Source organism: Streptomyces sp. NPDC059832, assembly GCF_042731715.1.
GTDB lineage: Bacteria > Actinomycetota > Actinomycetes > Streptomycetales > Streptomycetaceae > Streptomyces.
Genome location: NZ_JBHWIY010000006.1, coordinates 374,377 through 393,212 on the forward strand (window position 1 = coordinate 374,377; position 18,836 = coordinate 393,212).

Consider the following 18,836-nt stretch of genomic DNA (forward strand, 5'->3'; position numbering starts at 1 on the left):
GGGCGGGCCGCCCCTCAGACGTTCTCGCCGGGCGGCGGCCACTCGTCGCCCCACGCGACGTCCCGGGCGGCCCGGTACAGCTCGCCGTGCCGTTTGGTGACCGTGGCACGCCGCAGGGCCTCGTCGCGGGTGCACAGGTCCAGCAGCACCTGCCCCTTGCGGATCTGCGGCTTGCGGGTGACCCGCGCCCGGACGGGCTCCGTCCCGAAGCGGGTCGCCACCACATAGCTGAACTTCTCGTCCTCGTACGGCAGCGAGCCGCCCTTGACCTGCCGGTGCAGCGAGGAGCGGCTGACCCGGGCCGAGAAGTGGCACCAGTCCGTGCCCGGCTCGATCGGGCAGGCCTCGCTGTGCGGGCAGGGCGCGGCGACGCTCAGCCCGGCGGCGATCAGCCGGTCGCGGGCCTCGATGATCCGGGCGTAGCCGTCGGGGGTGCCCGGTTCGACGACCACGACCGCCTGCGCCGCCGCGGCGGCGGTGTCCACGAGGGCGGCGCGGACGTCCGCCGTCAGCTCCTTGAGTACGTAGGAGACGGTGATCAGGTCCGTGGGGGCGAGTTCGAGCCCCGCGCCGATCCGGGCCCGGCGCCACTCGGCGGCGCGCAGGGCGGGGATGCCGGACAGGCCGGCCAGCTCGCGGCCGAGGGCGAGCGCGGGCTCGGCCCAGTCCAGCACGGTCGTCCGCGGCCCCTCCCAGGCCCCTGCCACGGCCCAGCTCGCCGCACCGGTGCCGCCGCCGACATCGGTGTGCGTGGCGGGCGTCCAGTCCGGCGCGGCCTCCTGGAGCGCGGCGAGGGCGGACCGTACGGCTTCGAAGGTGGCGGGCATCCGGTACGCGGCGTACGCGGCGACGTCGGAACGGTCGCGGAGCACCGGCGCGTCGGTCGGGGTGGTCCCGCGGTAGTTGGCGATGAGTCGTTCGACGGCCTGGGCGGCCTGCTTGGGCGGCAGCCCGTCGAGCAGTCCGGCCAGCGCCGCGCGCAGGACTTCCGCGGTGGGGAGGGTGGCATTCACCGACGAATTGTAGGCAAAGCCGACCCAGTCGTCCCCGCCCCGGTATCCGCGCCGAACTGCACGGAATCCGAACTGCCGCGATGCCTGCGCAAGTTGCTACGCTGACCGCCGCGAGGTCGGGATTGCCCATTGAGGGGAACCATGAGACAGAAGATCGTGCGCCTGGCTCTGGTCGGCGGAGTGATCGTGCTTGCCATGCTTCTTCTGCTCGCCACGTGCGGCAGCGGCGAGAAGAGCGCGGACAAGCCGGAGAAGCAGGCCCGGAAGAGCCCGACGACGGTGACGCAGCTCACCGTTCCCTCCGCGTACGCGACGGAGCACGGCTGGGAGCTCATCGGGACCTCGCCCGACTATGCGATCTCCCGGACGACGGGCCGTCTCGCCTATCTGGTGCGGGAGTCGGAGACCAAGTACCAGCTGCGGACCATCGACTCCAAGACGGGGGAGGACGGCTGGCACGGCGAGAGCTGGCGGCCTCCTTCCCCGCACCAGTTCCCGAGACTCCTCCCGGTCACCGTCGACGACCACGAGTACTTCGTGACGTGGGCGTACGGAAAGGTCGGCGAGAACGCGCTGACCCCCGCCGACACCATCGTCTCGCTGGATGTCTACGACGTGGAGGACGGTTCCCGGCGGCGCGTCGAGGTGCCGTGGAACTCCGTTCCGACGGTCTCCACCACCGGCCCCGGCATCCTCATCAGCGACGGCCGGACGAACAGCGCGGTGGTCGACCCCGTGACCGGCCAGGTGTCGAACGTCACGGCTGCCGCGCTCAAGTACCCGAAGGACTGCAAGACCTGCAAGCAGCTCACCGAGGTGCGCGGGCTGACGCAGAAGGGCCTGCTGGTCAGCGGGTCCAAGGAGTTCTGGGTGCAGGGCGGCTGGTTCAGCCGCAATGTCGCCCCCAAGGGCACGGACAAGCTCAGCGGGATCCCGACGTCGGTGATCCCGGGTCTGATCCTGGCGAAGTGGCAGCTCGCGAAGGGCGCCAAGCGCGCCACCACCCACGACATGTGGGCGGTGCAGGACGCGGAGACGGGCAAGACCCTGGCTTCGGTGGAGTGCAGCAAGCCCGCGATAAAGCCGGGCCAGTACCCGCAGCTCGTCTCCGCGCCCTCGGGCTCCTACCTGGTGGCCGGACCGCTCGCGTTCGACCTGGCCACGAAGCGGGGGTTCTGCTTCGAGGGGGCGGACGGCACCAAGCCGCTGACGCTGGCGTCCGTGAACGACGAGGGCACCGCGTACGGCGCGGCGAGCGCACGCAACGCGGCGGACGTGCTGGCCGGCGGCGGCGCCCCGGTCGCGGTCGCCGTCAGGAGCGGTTCGACGGGCGCCCTGCCGTCGAACGTACGGGTCCCGGGCATGGAGACGGCGGACGGTGTCGGCCTGTTCCGCTGGACGGACGAGAAGGACCGCCCGCATCTGATCGGCTACCCGAGGTCGTCGTAGCGCGGCGCAGGGGCGTCGCGGAGAACGTCGAGAGGCGTCGCGGGGTCCGGGGCGGGGCGCGGAAATCCGTTCGCCCCGCTCCGGACCCCGCTGCTACAAGAGGGCATGGGTACCTGGACCGACGCCTTCATCGCACCGCCCGAGCCGACTCTCCTGCGGCCGGAGGCCTTCGGCCGTCTCGTGGTCGAGCTGGCGCGTGAGCGCGTGGTCCGGACACCGTGGGCGCTCGTCGCGGGGAAGCTCTGCGTCAACGCCAGTCCGAACTGGGGCAGCGTCAGCGGGCAGGCCCGCTGGGACCGGCCTCCCTTGGGCACGTCGCTGCGGACCGAGACGTACCCCGGGTGCCCGCCGAACGACGATCCGCCGCCCTGGGGCGACTCCCACGAGGAGGCCCGGCTGCTCGCTTCCGGTGACGCGGTCCTCGACGTGCTGCCGGCTCTGCGGGCCGCCCCGTACGGCGACGAGGACATCGCCGTCGTCTTCGACCGCATGGACTTCGGCAACCGGGCGATCACCGAGTACTTCGGGTTCGAGGACCCTCGCACGATGCTGGTCTGCTTCGCCCTGGCGCACCCGCAGCACCGGCCGCTGTCCGCCGACGACAGCGGGTACCCCGGCGGGCCGACGCATCCGGTGCGGACCTGCGTGGTCCACACCTTCAAGCTCGCGATGGAGGACGGTCCGGTGCCGCCGCTCGCCTCCGTGCTCTCCCGCCACTTCGGGCCGGACCTGATCAGCGGCGAGACCCGGCGCTGACCCACGGACCGGGGCCCGCCCCGCGTCACAGGCCCCGCGTCACGGCGCGCACCTCACGACGTCCGCTGCCAGGGCCGGCACAGCCCGAGGAAGCAGACCATCGCGCCCACCGCGCACACCAGCTGGACGACAGCCATCGGAACGGCCGTGTCCTCGCCCGCGATCCCGACGAGCGGCGAGGCGACGGCGCCGATCAGGAACGACGAGGTGCCGAGCAGCGCGGAGGCGGACCCCGCGGCGTGCTTCGTACGCATCAGCGCCTGCGCGTTCGTGTTCGGCATCGCCATCCCCATCGCCGACATCAGCACGAACAGCCCGGCGGCGACCGGGGCCAGGCCCACCTCCCCGAAGACCCCGGTCGTCATCAGCAGCAGCGCGAGCGCGGCGAGCGTGATGACGCAGAGCCCGAAGGCGAGCGCCTTGTCCAGGCTGACCCGGCCGACCAGCAGCTTGCCGTTGATCTGACCGACGACGATCAGGCCGACCGAGTTGATGCCGAAGAGCAGACTGAACGTCTGCGGCGACGCCCCGTAGATCTCCTGCATGACGAACGGCGACGCGCTCACGTACGAGAAGAGGGTGGCGAAGGCGAGGCTGCCCGCGATCATGTAACCGGTGAAGACCCGGTCGGCGAGCAGTCCGCGCATGGTGCGCAGCGCGTCGCCGAGGCCACCGGTGTGCCGGTCCTGCGGCGGCAGGGTCTCGCCCAGCCACTTCCAGACGACGAGGGTGAGCGCCAGGCCGACGACGGTGAGGACGGCGAAGATTCCGCGCCAGTCGGTGAACCGCAGCACCTGTCCGCCGATCAGCGGGGCGACGATCGGCGCGACGCCGGAGATGAGCATCAGGGTGGAGAAGAACCTGGCCATCTCCACGCCGTCGTACATGTCGCGCACCACGGCACGGGCGATGACGATGCCCGCCGCACCGGCCAGACCCTGGAGAAGGCGGAAGCCGATGAGAAGCCCGGTGGTGGGCGCGAAGATGCACATCGCGGTGGCGAGGACGTAGATGACCATGCCGAGGAGCAGCGGCCTGCGCCTGCCCCACCGGTCGCTCAGCGGTCCGACGACGACCTGTCCGAGCGCCAGGCCGGTCAGGCAGGCGGTGAGGGTGAGCTGGACGGTGGCGGCAGGGGCGTGCAGGGACTGGGTGACCGCGGGCAGGGCGGGGAGGTACATGTCCATGGAGAGCGGCGGTACCGCGGTGAGGCCGCCGAGGACGAGGGTGACGAGAAGTCCGGTGCGCCCGGCCGCTTCGGCAGCGGCCGGTTTTCCGGGAAGTGCGCCGGTGGTTCCGGGCTCCGAAGCTCCGGTCCCGGCGGTCGGTATGTGTGTGCGTTCCTGCTGGGCCCGGCTTGCGCCGCTCTCCGGCATTCTCATCTCCATGTCGTTGAATCCGCATCTATGCTCTCAGCTCAGCCGGACTGGTCGAGACCTTTTGGGGAGCAGACATGACAGGCATGAGCGGCGCTGTGCGGTGGGGTGTGCTGGCGACCGGCGGTATCGCCGCGGCGTTCACCGAGGATCTCCGGTCGATGCCGGACGCGGAAGTGGTGGCCGTCGCATCTCGGACAGATGCCTCGGCGCAGGCGTTCGCACAGCGGTTCGGGATACCCCGGGCGTACGGCAGCTGGGCCGCCCTCGCCGCCGACGAGGAGGTCGACGTGGTGTACGTCGCGACGCCGCACTCGGCGCACCGGGAGGCGGCGGCGCTCTGCCTGGAGGCCGGGAAGCACGTGCTGTGCGAGAAGGCGTTCACGCTCAACGCCCGGGAGGCGGACGAGCTGGTGAAGCTGGCCCGGGACCGCGGCCTCTTCCTGATGGAGGCCATGTGGACGTACTGCAACCCGGTCATCCGGCGCATGACGGAGCTGGTGCGGGACGGCGCCATCGGCGACATCCGCTCCGTGCAGGCCGACTTCGGGCTCGCGGGCCCCTTCGGTCCCGAACACCGGCTGCGCGACCGGGCGCTGGGCGGCGGCGCGCTGCTGGACCTCGGGGTCTATCCGGTGTCGTTCGCGCATCTGCTGCTGGGTGAGCCGGACCGGGTGCAGGCCGACGCGGTGCTCTCCCCCGAGGGCGTCGATCTGCACACCGCGATGGTGTTGGGCTGGTCGGAGGCGGGCGCCTCGGCGCTGCTGAACTGTTCGGTCGTCGCGGACACTCCGCAGACCGCGGCGGTCACGGGCTCGAAGGGCCGGATCGAGTTCCCGCGCGGCTTCTTCTACCCGGAGCGGTTCGTGCTGCACCGGGCGGGACACGACCCCGAGGAGTTCACCGCCGGGGCGGCCGGTGCGGGGCTGCGCGGCCTGCAGTTCGAGCAGGCCGAGGTGGCGCGGGCGCTGCGGGCGGGCGAGACGGAGTCGCCGCTGGTGCCGCTGGACGGGTCGCTCGCCGTGATGCGGACGCTCGACGCGGTACGTGACCGCGTCGGCGTCCGCTACCCGGCCGACGACCTCGGCTGACCGGGGCTGTCCGGGAGGGGCCTCACGCAGGGGTGAGGCCCTGGTTCCCGACCTCGGTGACGAACGACCCGGCCGTCGCGAGGGGGGCGCCGGGCGTGGTGACGGCGGACACCGTGCGGTAGTCGGCGCGCGCCCGGTCCCGGCCCAGTGTGACGACGGCGTATCCGCGGCGGCCGTTGAAGAACTTCATGTGCGGGTTGGCCTGCATCTGGTTGTTCCAGCTGCCGGGCCGGTCCGAGCCGTCCTTGCCGCTGGTGATGGAGGTGGCGACGATCTCCGTGCCGACGGTGCGGGACGAGGGGTCGTCGAAGTCCTTCTTCAGGTCGAAGCCGTAGCCGACGTGCACATCGCCGGTCAGCACCATCAGGTTGGCGACCCCGGCGGCCTCGGCGCCCTTGAGGATGCGGCCCCGGGAGGCGGGGTAGCCGTCCCACGCGTCCATGGACACCTTGAAGGCGTCGGTGGGGACGTCGCGCCGCTGGGCGAAGGTGACTTGCTGCGGCACGACGTTCCAGGTGGCCTTCGAGGCGTGCCAGCCGTCGATCAGCCAGCGCTCCTGGGCGGCGCCGGTCATGGTGCGCGACGGGTCCTGGGACTCCGGTCCGGGCGTCTGCCAGCCGTCGCCGTACGCCTGGTCGCTGCGGTACTGGCGGGTGTCGAGGATGTCGAACTGGGCGAGCCGGCCGAACTGCAGGCGCCGGTAGAGCTTCATGTCCGGGCCGGTGGGGCGCTGCGGGGCGCGCAGCGGCTGGTTCTCCCAGTACGCGCGGTACGCGGCGGCGCGGCGCAGCAGGAACTCCTCCGGCGGCACGTCGTTCTCGGGGATGTCGCCCGCGTAGTTGTTCTCGGTCTCGTGGTCGTCCCAGGTGACGACGAAGGGGTGCGCGGCGTGGGCGGCGCGCAGGTCGGGGTCGGACTTGTAGAGGCCGTACCGCAGCCGGTAGTCCTCCAGCGTGACCGTCTCCCGGTTGTAGTGGGCGGGGAGCCTGCGGTCGACGTACTTACGGGCTCCGCCGGTCGCGTCGACGGCGTACTCGTAGAGGTAGTCGCCGAGGTGGAAGACGACGTCGACGTCCTCCTGGGCGAGGTGCTTGTACGCGGTGAAGTAGCCGTCGTGGTACGCCTGGCAGGAGACGGCGGCCAGGCTCAGCGAGCTGTTGCGGGCGCCGCGGGCGGGGGCGGTGCGGGTCCGGCCGACGGGGCTGGTCCACGTCCCGGTGCGAAAGCGGTAGTAGAACACGCGGTCGGCGTCGAGTCCCTTGACCTCGACGTGGACGCTGTGGTCGAACTCCGGGTGGGCGGTGGCCGATCCGCGCCGTACGACGCGGGAGAAGCGCTCGTCGCGGGCGAGTTCCCAGCGCACCTGCACTCGGGCCCGGGGCAGTCCGCTGCCGGCCTCGTAGGGGCGCGGTGCGAGTCTCGTCCACAGCAGGACCGAGTCGGGAAGCGGGTCACCGGAGGCGACGCCGAGGGTGAACGGGTCGTCGCCGATCTTCCTGGAGTCCAGCTCGGCGGCGCTCGCGGTGCCCGCGGCGGGCAGGTTGACCGAGAAGGCGAGCGCGGCGGCGGCGCCGGTGACGGTGAGGAAGCGGCGGCGCCCGACCTGCTTGGCGGCCTCGCGCATCTCCTGCTGGTGCGATGAATCTGTCATCTGACCCTCCCCTGGCTGGTGGTGTACGCGAGCAGTTCACCGGCTCAGCACATCGAGCGGCTGTCGTGTTCGCGTCGCTCGGGCGTCGCGTGGATGAGGAATGCGGCAGCAATGGGTCCGCGGGGACAAAACACGCGTCCGAGACGAGACAATGATCATCTTCGGCGCCCGGCCGACGTGCGAACGCGCCGCCCCACGCGCCGCCTTGACCCCATGTGGCCTCACGCGCACCCGGGGAGGAACGGCGTACGCTGCGGCGCCATGAACAACAAAGTGTTGAATTCCGATGCGAGGACGGCAGTCGTGACGGGCGCGGGCTCCGGGATCGGCCGCGCGGTGGCGCTCGCCCTGACCGGTGCCGGCTGGTCGGTCGCGCTCGCGGGCCGGCGCCCGGAACCCCTCGCCGGGACCGCCGCACTGGCCGGGGAGAACGCTCGGGTGATCACCGTCCCCGCCGATGTGTCGCGCCCCGACGACGTGAGCGCGCTCTTCTCCTCGGTGCGGGAGTGCTTCGGCCGCCTCGATCTGCTCTTCAACAACGCCGGTGCGTTCGGCCCGCGTTCCGTCCCGGTGGAGGACCTCTCGGTGGCGGACTGGCGCGCGGTGGTGGACGTGAACGTGACGGGTGCGTTCCTGTGCGCGCAGGCGGCGTACCGGCTGATGAAGGAACAGGACCCGCAGGGCGGCCGGATCATCAACAACGGCTCGATCTCCGCCCATGCGCCGCGCCCCCACTCGGTCGCCTACACCACGACCAAGCACGCCATGACGGGGCTGACGAAGTCGCTGTCGCTGGACGGGCGTCCGTACCGGATCGCCTGCGGGCAGATCGACATCGGCAACGCGGCCACGGACATGACCGAGCAGATGCGGACCGGTGTCCTCCAGGCCAACGGCGAACTCGCGGTCGAGCCGGTGATGGCGGCGGCGGACGTGGCCCGGACGGTGCTCCACATGGCGGAGCTGCCGCTGGAGGCGAACATGCAGTTCGCGACGGTCCTGGCGACGGCGATGCCATACGTGGGCCGCGGCTGACGGGACGCTCCGACGAACACCCCGGCGCGGGCGGCAGCCCCCGCGCGCCGGGTCGCCGTGCGCTGCCCTTATGCTGACACTCCTTCACCAAAACTCCACACAAGGAACACAGCATGCGCATACGCACCGCGGCCCCCTTCGCCCTGGCAGCCGCCACCGCCCTGGCCGGCTCGCTGCTCGTCGCCGCCCCCGCCTCCGCCGCCCCGCACCAGGGCGGGCTGCACCTCGGCAAGATCCAGTACGACAGCCCCGGCAAGGACACCCGCAGCAACACGTCCCTCAACGCCGAGTGGGTGGACATCCACAACAACAGCAAGTCGAAGCTGCAGCTCAAGGGCTACAAGCTGAAGGACAACACCGGTTACACGTACACCTTCGGCAGCTACACCATCGCCGCGGGCAAGACCGTCAAGGTCCACACCGGCCGGGGCAAGAACGCTTCGGGCAACGTGTACTGGAACCGCGGTTCGTACGTCTGGAACAACACCGGCGACAAGGCCCGGCTGATCAAGCCGAACGGCAAGCTCCAGGACTCCTGCTCCTGGACGAAGTCGAGCAAGGGCACCAAGAACTGCCACTGAGCCGGGCGACCGCGGCCGGGGCACCCCTTCTTGCCGACGGGAAGGGAATGCCCCGGGCCGCGGCAGGGTTGACCTGCGACATGAGTCAGATTCCAGGTATCGAGGTCCTGCGCTACACCGCGTTCTCCGCCGACCCGGAGGGCGGCAATCCGGCCGGGGTCGTCCTTGACGCGTCCGGTCTCGACGACGCCGCCATGCTCGCCGTCGCGGCGGAGCTGGGCTACAGCGAGTCGGCGTTCCTGACCGGGCGGGAAGAGGCGGGTGGGGAAGAAACGCCGGGCGGTGCGGGAGCGTCGGGCGGTGCGGGGGCGTCGGGCGCCCGGGAGTACACCATCCGCTACTTCAGTCCGAAGGCCGAAGTCCCGTTCTGCGGCCACGCCACCGTCGCGACGGCCCTGGCGCTCGCCGAGCGCGACGGCCCCGGCGACCTGGTGTTCGGCACGCGCGCGGGCACGGTCCCGGTCACCGTCACCCGGGAGGGCGGCGAACTCCGCGCCACGCTCACCAGCGTCGAACCGGATGTCGCGGACATCGCCCCCGACGACCTGGCGGAGGCGCTCGCCGCTCTGGACTGGCCGGCCGCCGATCTCGACCCGGCCCTGCCGCCCCGGATCGCCTTCGCGGGCGCCCGCCATCTGGTGCTGGCCGCCGCGACCCGTGAGCGGCTTGCCGACCTCCGTTACGACTTCGCGCGCCTCGAAGCGCTGATGCACCGGCTGGACCTGACGACCCTGCAGCTGGTGTGGCGGGCGGCGCCGGCCGTCTTCCACGTCCGCGACCCGTTCCCGGTCGGCGGCGTCGTCGAGGACCCCGCCACCGGCGCGGCGGCGGCCGCCTTCGGCGCCTATCTGCGCGCCGAGGGCCTCGTTCCCGACACCGCGCTGCTCACCCTCCACCAGGGCGAGGACATGGGCCGCCCCGGCACGCTCACGGTCGAACTGCGGGCGGGCGACGCCCGGGTGCGGGTGAGCGGGACGGGAACCCGCATCGGGGACTGACGGGCCCGCGCCGACACGCTCGGCCGGCCGGTCGCGGCTGGCAGGCTGAGCACCATGGACCAGCAGAGCACCCACCGCCCCCGGCAGGACACCCCCCACGACCGGGACCACGAGACCTGGCGGACGATCGACGAGCTGCACGGCTGGCTCGACGCGGAGACCGGCATCCCGCCCGAGCAGGATCTGCTGCTGCGGATGCTGAAGCTGTCGGAGGAGGTGGGTGAGGTCGCCCAGGCCGTCATCGGGGCGACCGGCCAGAACCCGCGCAAGGGCGCCAGCCATTCCTGGCAGGATGTGGAGGCCGAGCTCTGCGACGTCATCGTGACGGCGATGGTCGCGCTGCGCACCCTCACCCCCGACGCGGCGGCCGTCTTCGACCGGCATGTGCGACGCGTCGCGGCACGTCCGCGGTCCCCGCTCGGCCCGTCCCGGCAGGCCCCCGGCACCGCACCCTGAGAATCACGGGGCACGGCAGGGCGGCAACGGGTGGCTGAACAACGGGCGACGATCTCTTGGGGCTACGATCGCGGACACCGCAGCGAGACCAGGAGTGCCGACCGTGTCCGAACCGCGCATCGCCGTATCCATCATCACCATGGGCGACCGCCCGCAGCAGGTCGAGGCCCTGCTGGCCTCGGTGGCCGGGCAGGACGTCCGTCCGGCCCGGCTCGTCGTCGTGGGCAACGGATCGCCCCTCCCGGACTTCGGCGCGTTTCCCGGCCTGTCCGATCTGCCCGGCGGTGTGACGACGATCGAGCTGGCGGAGAACCTGGGCTGCCCCGGGGGCCGCAACGTCGCCCTGGCCAAGCTGGCGGAGTTCGGCGACGTGGATGTCGTCATCGAGCTCGACGACGACGGACTCCTGGTCGACAGCGGGGTGTTCCGCAAGGTCCGGGAGCTGTTCGCCGCCGACCCGCGACTCGGCATCATCGGCTTCCGGATCGCCGACGAGCACGGCGAGACCCAGCGCCGTCACGTACCGCGCCTGCGCGCCTCCGACCCGATGCGGCGCGGACCGGTCACCGCGTTCCTGGGCGGCGGCCACGCCTTCTCGATGAAGATGCTCGCCCAGACGGGGCCCTGGCCGGCGGAGTTCTTCTTCACGCACGAGGAGACGGACCTGTCCTGGCGGGCGCTCGACGCGGGCTGGCAGATCCTTTACGAGCCCGATCTGCTGCTCCAGCACCCCAAGACCTCCCCGGCCAGGCACTCCGTCTACTACCGGATGACGGCCCGCAACCGGGTCTGGCTGGCCCGCCGGAACCTGCCCCTCCCCCTGGTCCCGGCCTACCTGGGCATCTGGACCCTGCTCACCGTGGCCCGCACCCGGTCGGCGACGGGTCTGCGCGCCTGGGCCGGCGGCTTCGCCGAGGGTGTCCGTACCCCGTGCGGGCGAAGGCAGCCGATGCGGTGGCGCACGGTGTGGCAGATGACGAAACTGGGACGGCCGCCGGTCATCTGATCCGCTCCGGGTCCGCCGATGACGGGTGGCACGGAGTCAGTCCCGCGACAGGAGTTGCCGATGTCCGTCCGCAGAATCGTCCCCAACATCCGGACCGCCGGTGGCCCCGCCGCCGAAGGGATGGAGCGGAGCGCGCAGTTCTACGGTCTGCTGGGCTTCCAGGAGGTCATGAACCACGGCTGGATCATGACGCTGGCCTCCGCCTCCCACCCCACGGCCCAGCTCAGCATCATGGGCGCCGACGCGACCGCCCCGGTCACACCGGACATGAGCATCGAGGTGGAGGACGTGGACGCGGCCCACGCGGCCATGGTGGAGAGCGGCGCGGAGATCGTGTACCCGTTGCGCGACGAGGAGTGGGGCGTACGCCGCTTCTTCGTCCGCGACCCGAACGGCCGCGTCGTCAACGTGCTGGGCCACCGCTGACGGACCCCGGCCCGGCCACGCCGTCACCATCGCCGTCGCCGTCGCCGTCGCCGTCGTACGGGAGGATCTTCCGCAGCAGGCCCCTGGGGTGGCCCCGTTTGCGCCATTCCCTCGGGTAGCCGATGGAGACCTCCTCGAAGCGCACTCCGTCGTACCAGGTCGTGCGGGGGATGTGCAGATGGCCGTAGACCATCGCCGTCACGTTGAAGCGCCGGTGCCAGTCGGCGGTGAGCCGCGTGCCGCACCACTGGGCGAACTCGGGGTACCACAGGACGTCCATCGGTTCGCGCACCAGGGGCCAGTGGCCGGCGATGACCAGCGGGACCTCCGGGTCATGTGCCGCGAGGCGCCGTTCCGTCTCCGCCACCCGAGCCCGGCACCAGGCGTCGCGGCTCGGGTACGGGTCGGGGTGCAGCAGGTACTCGTCGGTGCACACCACTCCGGTCCGGCGCGCGTACGCCAGGGACTCCTCCTTGGTCGTGGTGCCCGGCGCCCGGAAGCTGTAGTCGTACAGCACGAACACCGGCGCGACGGCCACCGGCCCGTCGGGGCCCGGCCACAACGGGTACGGGTCCTCCGGAGTGGCCACCCCGAGGCTCCGGCACAGCCCGACCAGGTGCTCGTACCGCTCCTGGCCCCGCAGCCGGACCGGATCGCGTTCCGGCGTCCACAACTCATGGTTCCCCGGGGTCCAGATCACCCGGGCGAACCGGTCCGCGAGCAGCCGCAAACCCCACTCCACGTCCGCCATCCGCTCCGCGACATCACCGGCGACGATCAGCCAGTCCTCGTCGGAATCGGGCCGCAGGGACTCGATGACGGGGCGGTTGTCCGCCACCCCCACATGAAGGTCGCTCACTGCCAGCAGCGAGCCGGTGCTTCCATCGGTGCGATCGGACATGCAGAACCTTCCGCCGAGGTGCCTGAACGAAATACTGCCCCACCGCGGACCGGCCCGGCTGCCGGAACTGGCGGCCGGAACGAGCGGAGGCATGATGGAGACGTCCGTGGACGCGGCGCGGGACCGCCGGCAGGGCCGTGAGAGGGAGCTGAGAACGAGGTGGACGGCAAGACCCTCCCGGGCGCACCCGGGCACAACGGGCTCCCGTTCGCGGACAGCGCGGCCGGGGCCCTGCTCGATGCGGACGGACTGATCATCGGCTGGACACCCGCGGCGGCGGAGCTGTTCGCGCTTCCGGCCGAGCAGGTCTGCGGCCGTCCCGCCCTGGAGCTGCTCGCGAACCCGGCGGCCGGTCCCGAACCGCCGGCCGGATACCAGGAGACCGCCTGGTCCGGCGAGGCCGTGGTGCGCACCGGCCGGGGCGAGGACCTGGGCATCGTCTTCCACGCGCTGCCGCTGGCGTCCGCCGACGGCGCGACCGGGTACCTCGTGCTCTGGGCCCCGGTCGGGACGGTCGACCGCTGGCGGCAGGACCAGGCGTTCACCCGGGAACTCTTCCTGCAGGACCGGCTGGGTCTCGCCGTGTTCGACGCGGAGCTGCGGCTGGTCAGGACCAACACCCAGCTGCTGCCGTACACCGGCCTCCCGCCGGACCTGCGCAACCGGCGCCTGGGGGACTTCCTGCAGGCCGAGGGCGCCGCGGCGGTCGAGCGACGGCTGCACGAGGTGCTGCGGACCGGCCGGCCGCTGATCCTGGCGGAGGAGACGGTACGGACCATCGAGGATCCCGGCGGCGGGGTGGTGATGGCCATCTCGGCGTTCCGGCTCCAGGCACCGGACGGGCAGGTCTTCGGCGTCACCGCACTGTTCACGGACGTCACCGAGCAGCGCCGCTCGGACGAGCGCCTGGCGATTCTGCATCACGCCACCGCGGCCGTCGGCGGATCGCTGTCCGTCGCCGGTACCGGTGAGGAACTGGCCGCCGTGCTGGTGCCCGGACTGGCCGACCTCGCCGTGGTGGAGATCGCGGAGTCGGTGTTCACGGGCGAGGAGCCCGCTCCCGGCGAGGACGGGCTGCTGCCGCTGCGCCGGACCGCTGCGGCCGGGGAGGGGGCGGCGGAGGTGCCGACCGGCACCGTGGTCCCGGCCGATGCCGACTGCGCCCCTGCCGTCGGTCGTTCCCCGGCGTCGATGACCGCCCCGCTGCGGGCCCGGGGCATCTTCCTCGGCCGGGTGACCGTCCGGCGCGGCCCCGATCGGCCCGGCTACGCATCGGCCGACCTGGACCTCCTGTGCGAGATCGCCGCCCGTGCGGCCCTCGCGCTGGACAACGCCCGCCGCTACACCCGGGAGCACCGGGCAGCCGTCGGCCTGCAGCGCAGTCTGCTGCCGCCCGCGCAGGCCGAGACCGTCGCCGTGACCACCTCCGGCTTCTATCTGCCGGCCGATACCGCCACCGGCGTCGGCGGCGACTGGTTCGACGTGATCCCGCTGTCCTCCGCCCGGGTCGCCCTGGTTGCCGGGGACGTGGTCGGCCACGGCCTGGGGGCCACCGCCACCATGGGGCGGCTCCGTACCGCCGTCCGCACCCTCGCCGACCTCGATCTCGAACCGGACGAGCTGATGGTCCATCTCGACGACCTGGTCTCCCAGCTCCGCGACGAGCCCAACGAGCCCGACGAACCCGACCGGCCCGGCGCGTCCTGCGGACCCGGCGGCCACCGGGCAGACCCGGTCGGCGCCACCTGCCTGTACGCCGTCTACGACCCGGTCTCCCGGCGCTGCGCGATGGTCTCCGCCGGGCACCCCCCGCCCGCCGTCGTGGCCCCGGACGGGAGCGTCTCGTACGTGTCCCTGAACCCCGGTCCGCCGCTGGGCGTCAACGGTCTGCCCTTCGAGGTGGCAGAGGTCGAACTGGCGCCCGGCAGCCTCCTCGTGCTCTACACCGACGGGCTGATCGAGGGACGCGACAGCGACCTCGACGAGGGCATGGCCGAACTGAGCCGCCGGCTGTCCCGGCCGGGCACCACCACCGCACCGCTGCGGGAGCTCGGCCAGGAGATCGTCTCCGGCCGTCCCGCGCACCAACTCGCCGACGACGTCACCCTGCTGCTCGCCCGCACCCACGCGGTGCCGCCCGGGAACACGGCGGTCTGGCCCGTGGACGCCGACCCGGTCGCCGTCGCCCGGGTACGGCAGGACGCGGCCCGCCAGCTGCGTGCCTGGGGGCTGGAGGAGCTCGTCTTCACCACCGAGCTGGTGCTGAGCGAGCTGGTCACCAACGCCATCCGCCATGCCGGCGGCCCGGTCGAGGTGCGGCTGATCCGAGCGGGACAGCTGACCTGCGAGGTCTCCGACCCCAGCGCCACCCAGCCCCGCATGCGCCGGGCCCTCCTCACCGACGAGGGGGGCCGCGGCCTGTATCTGGTCGCCCAGCTCACCACGCGCTGGGGCAGCCGCTACACCCGGCGCGGCAAGACGATCTGGGCCGAGCAGCCGTTCCCGGACACCCCGCACGCCCCTCATGCCCGGAGCGGCTGACCCACGCGCATGCGGACCGGCTGGCCCACGCACGCTTCGGCGGATACGCGGAAACGGCCGATCACGCCTTCCCTCGGCGCTCTCGGCGCTCTCAGCGCCCTCCGTACCATCGCGTGGCGAGTCCGCCGGGCGCGCCGTACGCCCGGAGCCACCGGTACGGCTCCGGTGCCGGGTCCTCGACGCGCAGTTCGTTCCAGGTCGCGGTGGGCTGGTGGACGACCTCGGCGAGGTCGTGCCAAGGGCCGTCGGGGCCGTCGGCGCCCTGGAAGCGGACCCCGAGCGTCGCGTCGAGCAGCGCCGCGGTCGCGGCGGTCCACTGACCTTCGCCCTCGCCGTCCGGCCCGACCGGCGGGCGGAACCTGACGCGCCGCACCACGGTGGGGCCGCCGGCCGGCGCGATCGGCTCGGGCCCCGTGGCCTCGGCCCGTGGCGCCGCGGGCCCGCCGCGCCCCCGCGTCAGCTCGTCCTGGTCCAACTGGTCGAGCACGTCGAGGAGTCGGTCCACGTGTGCGTGGCGCGGGCCGCCCCACATGCGGTCGGCCAGGACTTCCAGGGGGCGGCGCGCGTGCCAGGCGAAGTAGGCGTCGGGCTGTTCCTCGGCCCAGTCCGCCCACACGCACACCTGGTGGGCGCCGCCCGGGTCGGCTTCCCAGCCGGCGTAGACCCTTCTGGGGTCGGGGGCCACATGGTTGTTGCCGGGGCGGTTGCCCGGGGCCGTACGGGGTGTCACGTAGTGGGTGGACAGGGGGGAGGTGATGACCTCGTAACCCCGGTCGGTGAAGTAGTCGGTGCCGCGGCCGGGTTCGGCGTCGTGCGGTTCCCACACCGTGAGCCGGATGTCCTGGTCGGGGGCGACGCGCACGTCGTGGCGCGCCGCGTGCTCCCACCAGTTCCACAGCTCCACCGTGCGCCCCAGGGCGCGTACGAGCCCCGCCATGTCGTTGAGGAAGGCGACGAGCGCGTCCGTCGCCCGGTAGGACGGGTCGAGCGAGCGGGCGTACGCGGTCAGGGCGGCGCACCGGGACAGCTTCGGCTCCGGCGGCCATTCGTCGCCGCCCAGGTGGACCGTACGGGAGTCGAGCGCGGTGACGAACGCGGTCAGCAGTCCGGCGATCCAGTCGCGGTTGTCCTTCTTCGTGATGTCCATGACCCACCCGTCGGTGGGCTCGCCCGTCCACTCCGAGCCGTCGTTCAGCGCCCTGCCGCCGGTCCCGGTGAAGCGCAGGCCCGGCCGGTGCGCGATCAGGGCGGTGGCATGGGCGGGCAGGTCGATCTCGGGCACGACCTCGATGTGGTGGCGGGCGGCGAGGGCGATCAACTCGTTGATCTCGGCGGGGGTGTACGCGTCCTCGGCCGCCAGTTCCTCGAATCCGGGGAGCCGGACGCGGAAGCCGTTCCACTCGGTGAGGTGCAGCTGGATCCGGTTGCAGCCGAGCCAGGCAGCGCGGCGCACGAAGGCGCAAAGGCCGTCGAGGTCCCACCGCCTTCGTCCGACGTCCAGCATCACGCCCCGCACGGCGGCGCGCGGGGCGTCCCGGATCTCGCCCTGCGGCAGGGTGCGTCCGTCGGCTGCCGAGCCGAGCAGTTTCAGCAGGGTCTGGAGGCCGTAGAAGGCGCCTGCCGGGTCGGCGGCGGTCAGGACGGCGCGGTCGGTGACGCTCAACCGGTAGCCCTGCGGGGGAAGTCGGCGGTCGAGACGTACGCCCATGTCACCGGCGAGGGCGAGCGTGCTGCTGGGCAGGGGGAGCCCGGTCAGCGTCCGCAGACCGGGCAGCAGGGGGGCGACCGCGTCGGCGAGCGAGTCGCCGAGCACGAGCCGCGAAAAGCGGTGCAGGCGGAACTCCCCGTCGCCGGGCACCCAGCGGTGCGGCACGGGAACGACGGGCAATCGCGTCGCGTCGGCGTTCTCGGCGGGGGTCACTTCTTCCTTGCCATCGGTTGTTCTCCTTCGAGGGGGACCGGCGCCCGTGAGGAGTGCCGGTCCCGTGCCTGCCGGGGGTGTCGGGACCAGTGCGGAGCCGGTGCGTGGAGCGTGGGGCCGAAGACCTCGTCGCGGGCCGCGTCGAGAGCCGAGAGCACGGCGCCGCGCAGCACGGGGTTGCCCTCGATGGACGACGGACGGACCTCGGGGCGCACGGGGGTCGCCGCGCCGACCCGCTCCGCGAGGCGCTCGCCGAGCAGCTCACCGGCGACGCGCCCCAGCGGCCCGGTCAGGACGACGAGCCCGGGGTCGACGACGGTGCAGACGGCGGCGACACCGGCGGCGACGCGCTCGACGAGCGCGTCGAGGAAGGCGGCTCCGCCCTCCCCCGCCGCGTGGGCGGCCCGGACGGCGGCCGTCGCCGTGCGCCGGTCGAAGCCGTGCTGCCGGGCGAGGGACCGCACCGCCCGTGCGCCCGCCAGCGCCTGGAAGCCTCCGGCGTAGGTGCCCTCGGCGGGCCGGACGGGTGCCAGGGCGCCGTCGCCGAGCGGCAGGTAGCCGATCTCCCCGGCGCCGCCCGAGGCACCCCGCACGAGCCGGCCGTCGAGCATCAGCGCCATGCCGACGCCCTCGCCCAGCGAGATCAGCGCGAACGTCTCCTGGCCGCGCGCCGCGCCGACGCGGTGCTCGGCGAGCGCGGAGAGATTGACCTCGTTCTCGAACCGTACGGGGTGGGCGAGTTCACGGCGCAGCAGATCCCGCAGCCCGCCTCCCCAGGTGGGCAGATCGGCGGCGAACCCGATCTCGCCCGACCGTGGATCGACGATGCCGGGCGTTCCGACGACCACACCGTGCAGCCGGTCCAGGTCGGCGCCCCCGTCCGCCGCCGCCGCGACCACGGCGTCCCGCACCAGGGTGATGGTGTTGTCGCGCGGCCGGGTGGTGATGGCCGCTTCGGCGACGGCGCGGCCCCCGATGCCGGTGATCACGGCGGTGACCTCGCCGCCCCGGACCTCCGCCCCGGCCACGAACGCCCGGTCGTGGACGAGCCCGTACAGCCGGGCGTTGGGGCCGCGCCGCCCCACGCCGCCGATGCCGGTCTCCTCGATGAGGCCCGCGTCGAGCAGCCGGTCGATCAACTCGGCCACCGACGGTTTCGACATGCCGGTCCGGTCGGCCAGCGCCGAGCGGCTCAACGGCCCGTACTCCACGAGGAGATCGAGGGCGAGCCGGTCGTTGACGGCCCGGACGAGTCCGGACCGGGCGGCGCGACGTGTCATGTCATTTCGCTTTCGGTACGCAGGAGTCGGGAGCCGGCCCGCGCGGACAGCCCGGAGGCGCGCGGGCGTCGAGCCACGCACCGCGCATCGGCCCGAAAGGCCGCCGACGGGGAGGGACATGACGCTCTTTCAAACAGGGAGCCTGCCTGTTTGAAACGAACCCTGACCCGGGACCGGCGAGGCCGTCAACCCCGCCGGAAGGTATCCCTCGGATCCTTTTCCCGTTCGTGACCAGGGGCACAGTCGCGCTCGTACTCCCCCTCCGAGAGACCGACAGCGGCCCGAGCAGCCTCTTGAGTCCCCCAACGCCCCCATGCTAGAAAACGCTTACCACGCTGGCCTTCCCGCACTGGCT

The 18,836-nt window shown here is 72.6% G+C and carries 16 protein-coding genes; 10 read left to right on the forward strand and 6 right to left on the reverse strand.

Features of this window, described 5'->3' with window-relative positions; all coding sequences use genetic code 11:
* Window positions 1-14: 14 nt before the first annotated feature.
* On the reverse strand, window positions 15-1,013 hold the full coding sequence (locus ACFV8T_RS13945; protein WP_385327283.1) for a small ribosomal subunit Rsm22 family protein: 999 nt from the start codon (window positions 1,011-1,013) through the stop codon (window positions 15-17).
* Window positions 1,014-1,154: 141 nt separating this feature from the next.
* On the opposite strand from ACFV8T_RS13945, the gene ACFV8T_RS13950 reads away from it, so the two are divergent.
* Together ACFV8T_RS13950 and ACFV8T_RS13955 are read left to right on the forward strand one after the other, a co-directional pair.
* Entirely contained in the window at window positions 1,155-2,462 is a 1,308-nt protein-coding gene (locus tag ACFV8T_RS13950; protein WP_385327285.1) for a hypothetical protein, read from the forward strand.
* Window positions 2,463-2,567: 105 nt separating this feature from the next.
* Window positions 2,568-3,218, forward strand: coding sequence for a hypothetical protein (locus ACFV8T_RS13955; protein WP_385327287.1), 651 nt, complete (start codon window positions 2,568-2,570; stop codon window positions 3,216-3,218).
* Between the two features lie 53 nt (window positions 3,219-3,271).
* On the opposite strand, the gene ACFV8T_RS13960 is transcribed toward ACFV8T_RS13955, so the two are convergent.
* Window positions 3,272-4,594 (reverse strand): multidrug effflux MFS transporter, encoded by a 1,323-nt coding sequence (locus tag ACFV8T_RS13960; RefSeq protein ID WP_385327288.1) that lies wholly within the window; start codon window positions 4,592-4,594, stop codon window positions 3,272-3,274.
* A gap of 86 nt (window positions 4,595-4,680) precedes the next feature.
* Between ACFV8T_RS13960 and ACFV8T_RS13965 the strand changes: the two genes are divergently transcribed.
* Complete coding sequence (locus tag ACFV8T_RS13965) at window positions 4,681-5,685, forward strand: Gfo/Idh/MocA family protein (protein ID WP_385327378.1); 1,005 nt, start codon at window positions 4,681-4,683, stop codon at window positions 5,683-5,685.
* A gap of 22 nt (window positions 5,686-5,707) precedes the next feature.
* Here ACFV8T_RS13965 and ACFV8T_RS13970 read toward each other — a convergent pair whose 3' ends face one another.
* A complete protein-coding gene (locus ACFV8T_RS13970) occupies window positions 5,708-7,336 on the reverse strand; it encodes an alkaline phosphatase D family protein (protein WP_385327290.1) in 1,629 nt (542 codons plus the stop codon).
* A 261-nt stretch (window positions 7,337-7,597) separates the two neighbouring features.
* On the opposite strand from ACFV8T_RS13970, the gene ACFV8T_RS13975 reads away from it, so the two are divergent.
* The 6 genes from ACFV8T_RS13975 (at window position 7,598) to ACFV8T_RS14000 (ending at window position 11,838) form a co-directional block, all read left to right on the forward strand.
* On the forward strand, window positions 7,598-8,371 hold the full coding sequence (locus ACFV8T_RS13975; RefSeq protein WP_385327291.1) for an SDR family oxidoreductase: 774 nt from the start codon (window positions 7,598-7,600) through the stop codon (window positions 8,369-8,371).
* A 113-nt stretch (window positions 8,372-8,484) separates the two neighbouring features.
* Window positions 8,485-8,952: a lamin tail domain-containing protein gene (locus ACFV8T_RS13980; protein ID WP_385327293.1), complete on the forward strand. Its 468-nt coding sequence runs from the start codon at window positions 8,485-8,487 to the stop codon at window positions 8,950-8,952.
* Window positions 8,953-9,032: 80 nt separating this feature from the next.
* Window positions 9,033-9,950, forward strand: coding sequence for a PhzF family phenazine biosynthesis protein (locus ACFV8T_RS13985; protein ID WP_385327295.1), 918 nt, complete (start codon window positions 9,033-9,035; stop codon window positions 9,948-9,950).
* Between the two features lie 54 nt (window positions 9,951-10,004).
* A complete protein-coding gene (locus ACFV8T_RS13990; protein ID WP_385327297.1) occupies window positions 10,005-10,406 on the forward strand; it encodes a MazG-like family protein in 402 nt (133 codons plus the stop codon).
* Between the two features lie 103 nt (window positions 10,407-10,509).
* Window positions 10,510-11,412, forward strand: a complete 903-nt coding sequence (locus ACFV8T_RS13995) for a glycosyltransferase family 2 protein (protein WP_385327298.1) — start codon at window positions 10,510-10,512, stop codon at window positions 11,410-11,412.
* 60 nt (window positions 11,413-11,472) lie between these two features.
* A complete protein-coding gene (locus tag ACFV8T_RS14000) occupies window positions 11,473-11,838 on the forward strand; it encodes a VOC family protein (RefSeq protein WP_385327300.1) in 366 nt (121 codons plus the stop codon).
* Here the strand turns inward: ACFV8T_RS14000 and ACFV8T_RS14005 are convergent.
* Complete coding sequence (locus ACFV8T_RS14005) at window positions 11,816-12,739, reverse strand: metallophosphoesterase family protein (RefSeq protein WP_385327302.1); 924 nt, start codon at window positions 12,737-12,739, stop codon at window positions 11,816-11,818. The two genes, ACFV8T_RS14000 and ACFV8T_RS14005, sit on opposite strands and share 23 nt — an antisense overlap.
* A gap of 159 nt (window positions 12,740-12,898) precedes the next feature.
* On the opposite strand from ACFV8T_RS14005, the gene ACFV8T_RS14010 reads away from it, so the two are divergent.
* Complete coding sequence (locus tag ACFV8T_RS14010; RefSeq protein WP_385327304.1) at window positions 12,899-15,280, forward strand: SpoIIE family protein phosphatase; 2,382 nt, start codon at window positions 12,899-12,901, stop codon at window positions 15,278-15,280.
* Window positions 15,281-15,371: 91 nt separating this feature from the next.
* Here the strand turns inward: ACFV8T_RS14010 and ACFV8T_RS14015 are convergent, their stop codons facing one another.
* Entirely contained in the window at window positions 15,372-17,201 is a 1,830-nt protein-coding gene (locus tag ACFV8T_RS14015; RefSeq protein WP_385327306.1) for a family 20 glycosylhydrolase, read from the reverse strand.
* Window positions 17,198-18,481 carry an ROK family protein gene (locus ACFV8T_RS14020; protein ID WP_385327307.1) on the reverse strand — a complete coding sequence of 428 codons (1,284 nt, stop codon included), beginning with the start codon at window positions 18,479-18,481 and terminating at the stop codon, window positions 17,198-17,200. Before ACFV8T_RS14020 ends, ACFV8T_RS14015 begins: the two co-directional genes overlap by 4 nt.
* Between the last annotated feature and the right edge of the window lie 355 nt (window positions 18,482-18,836).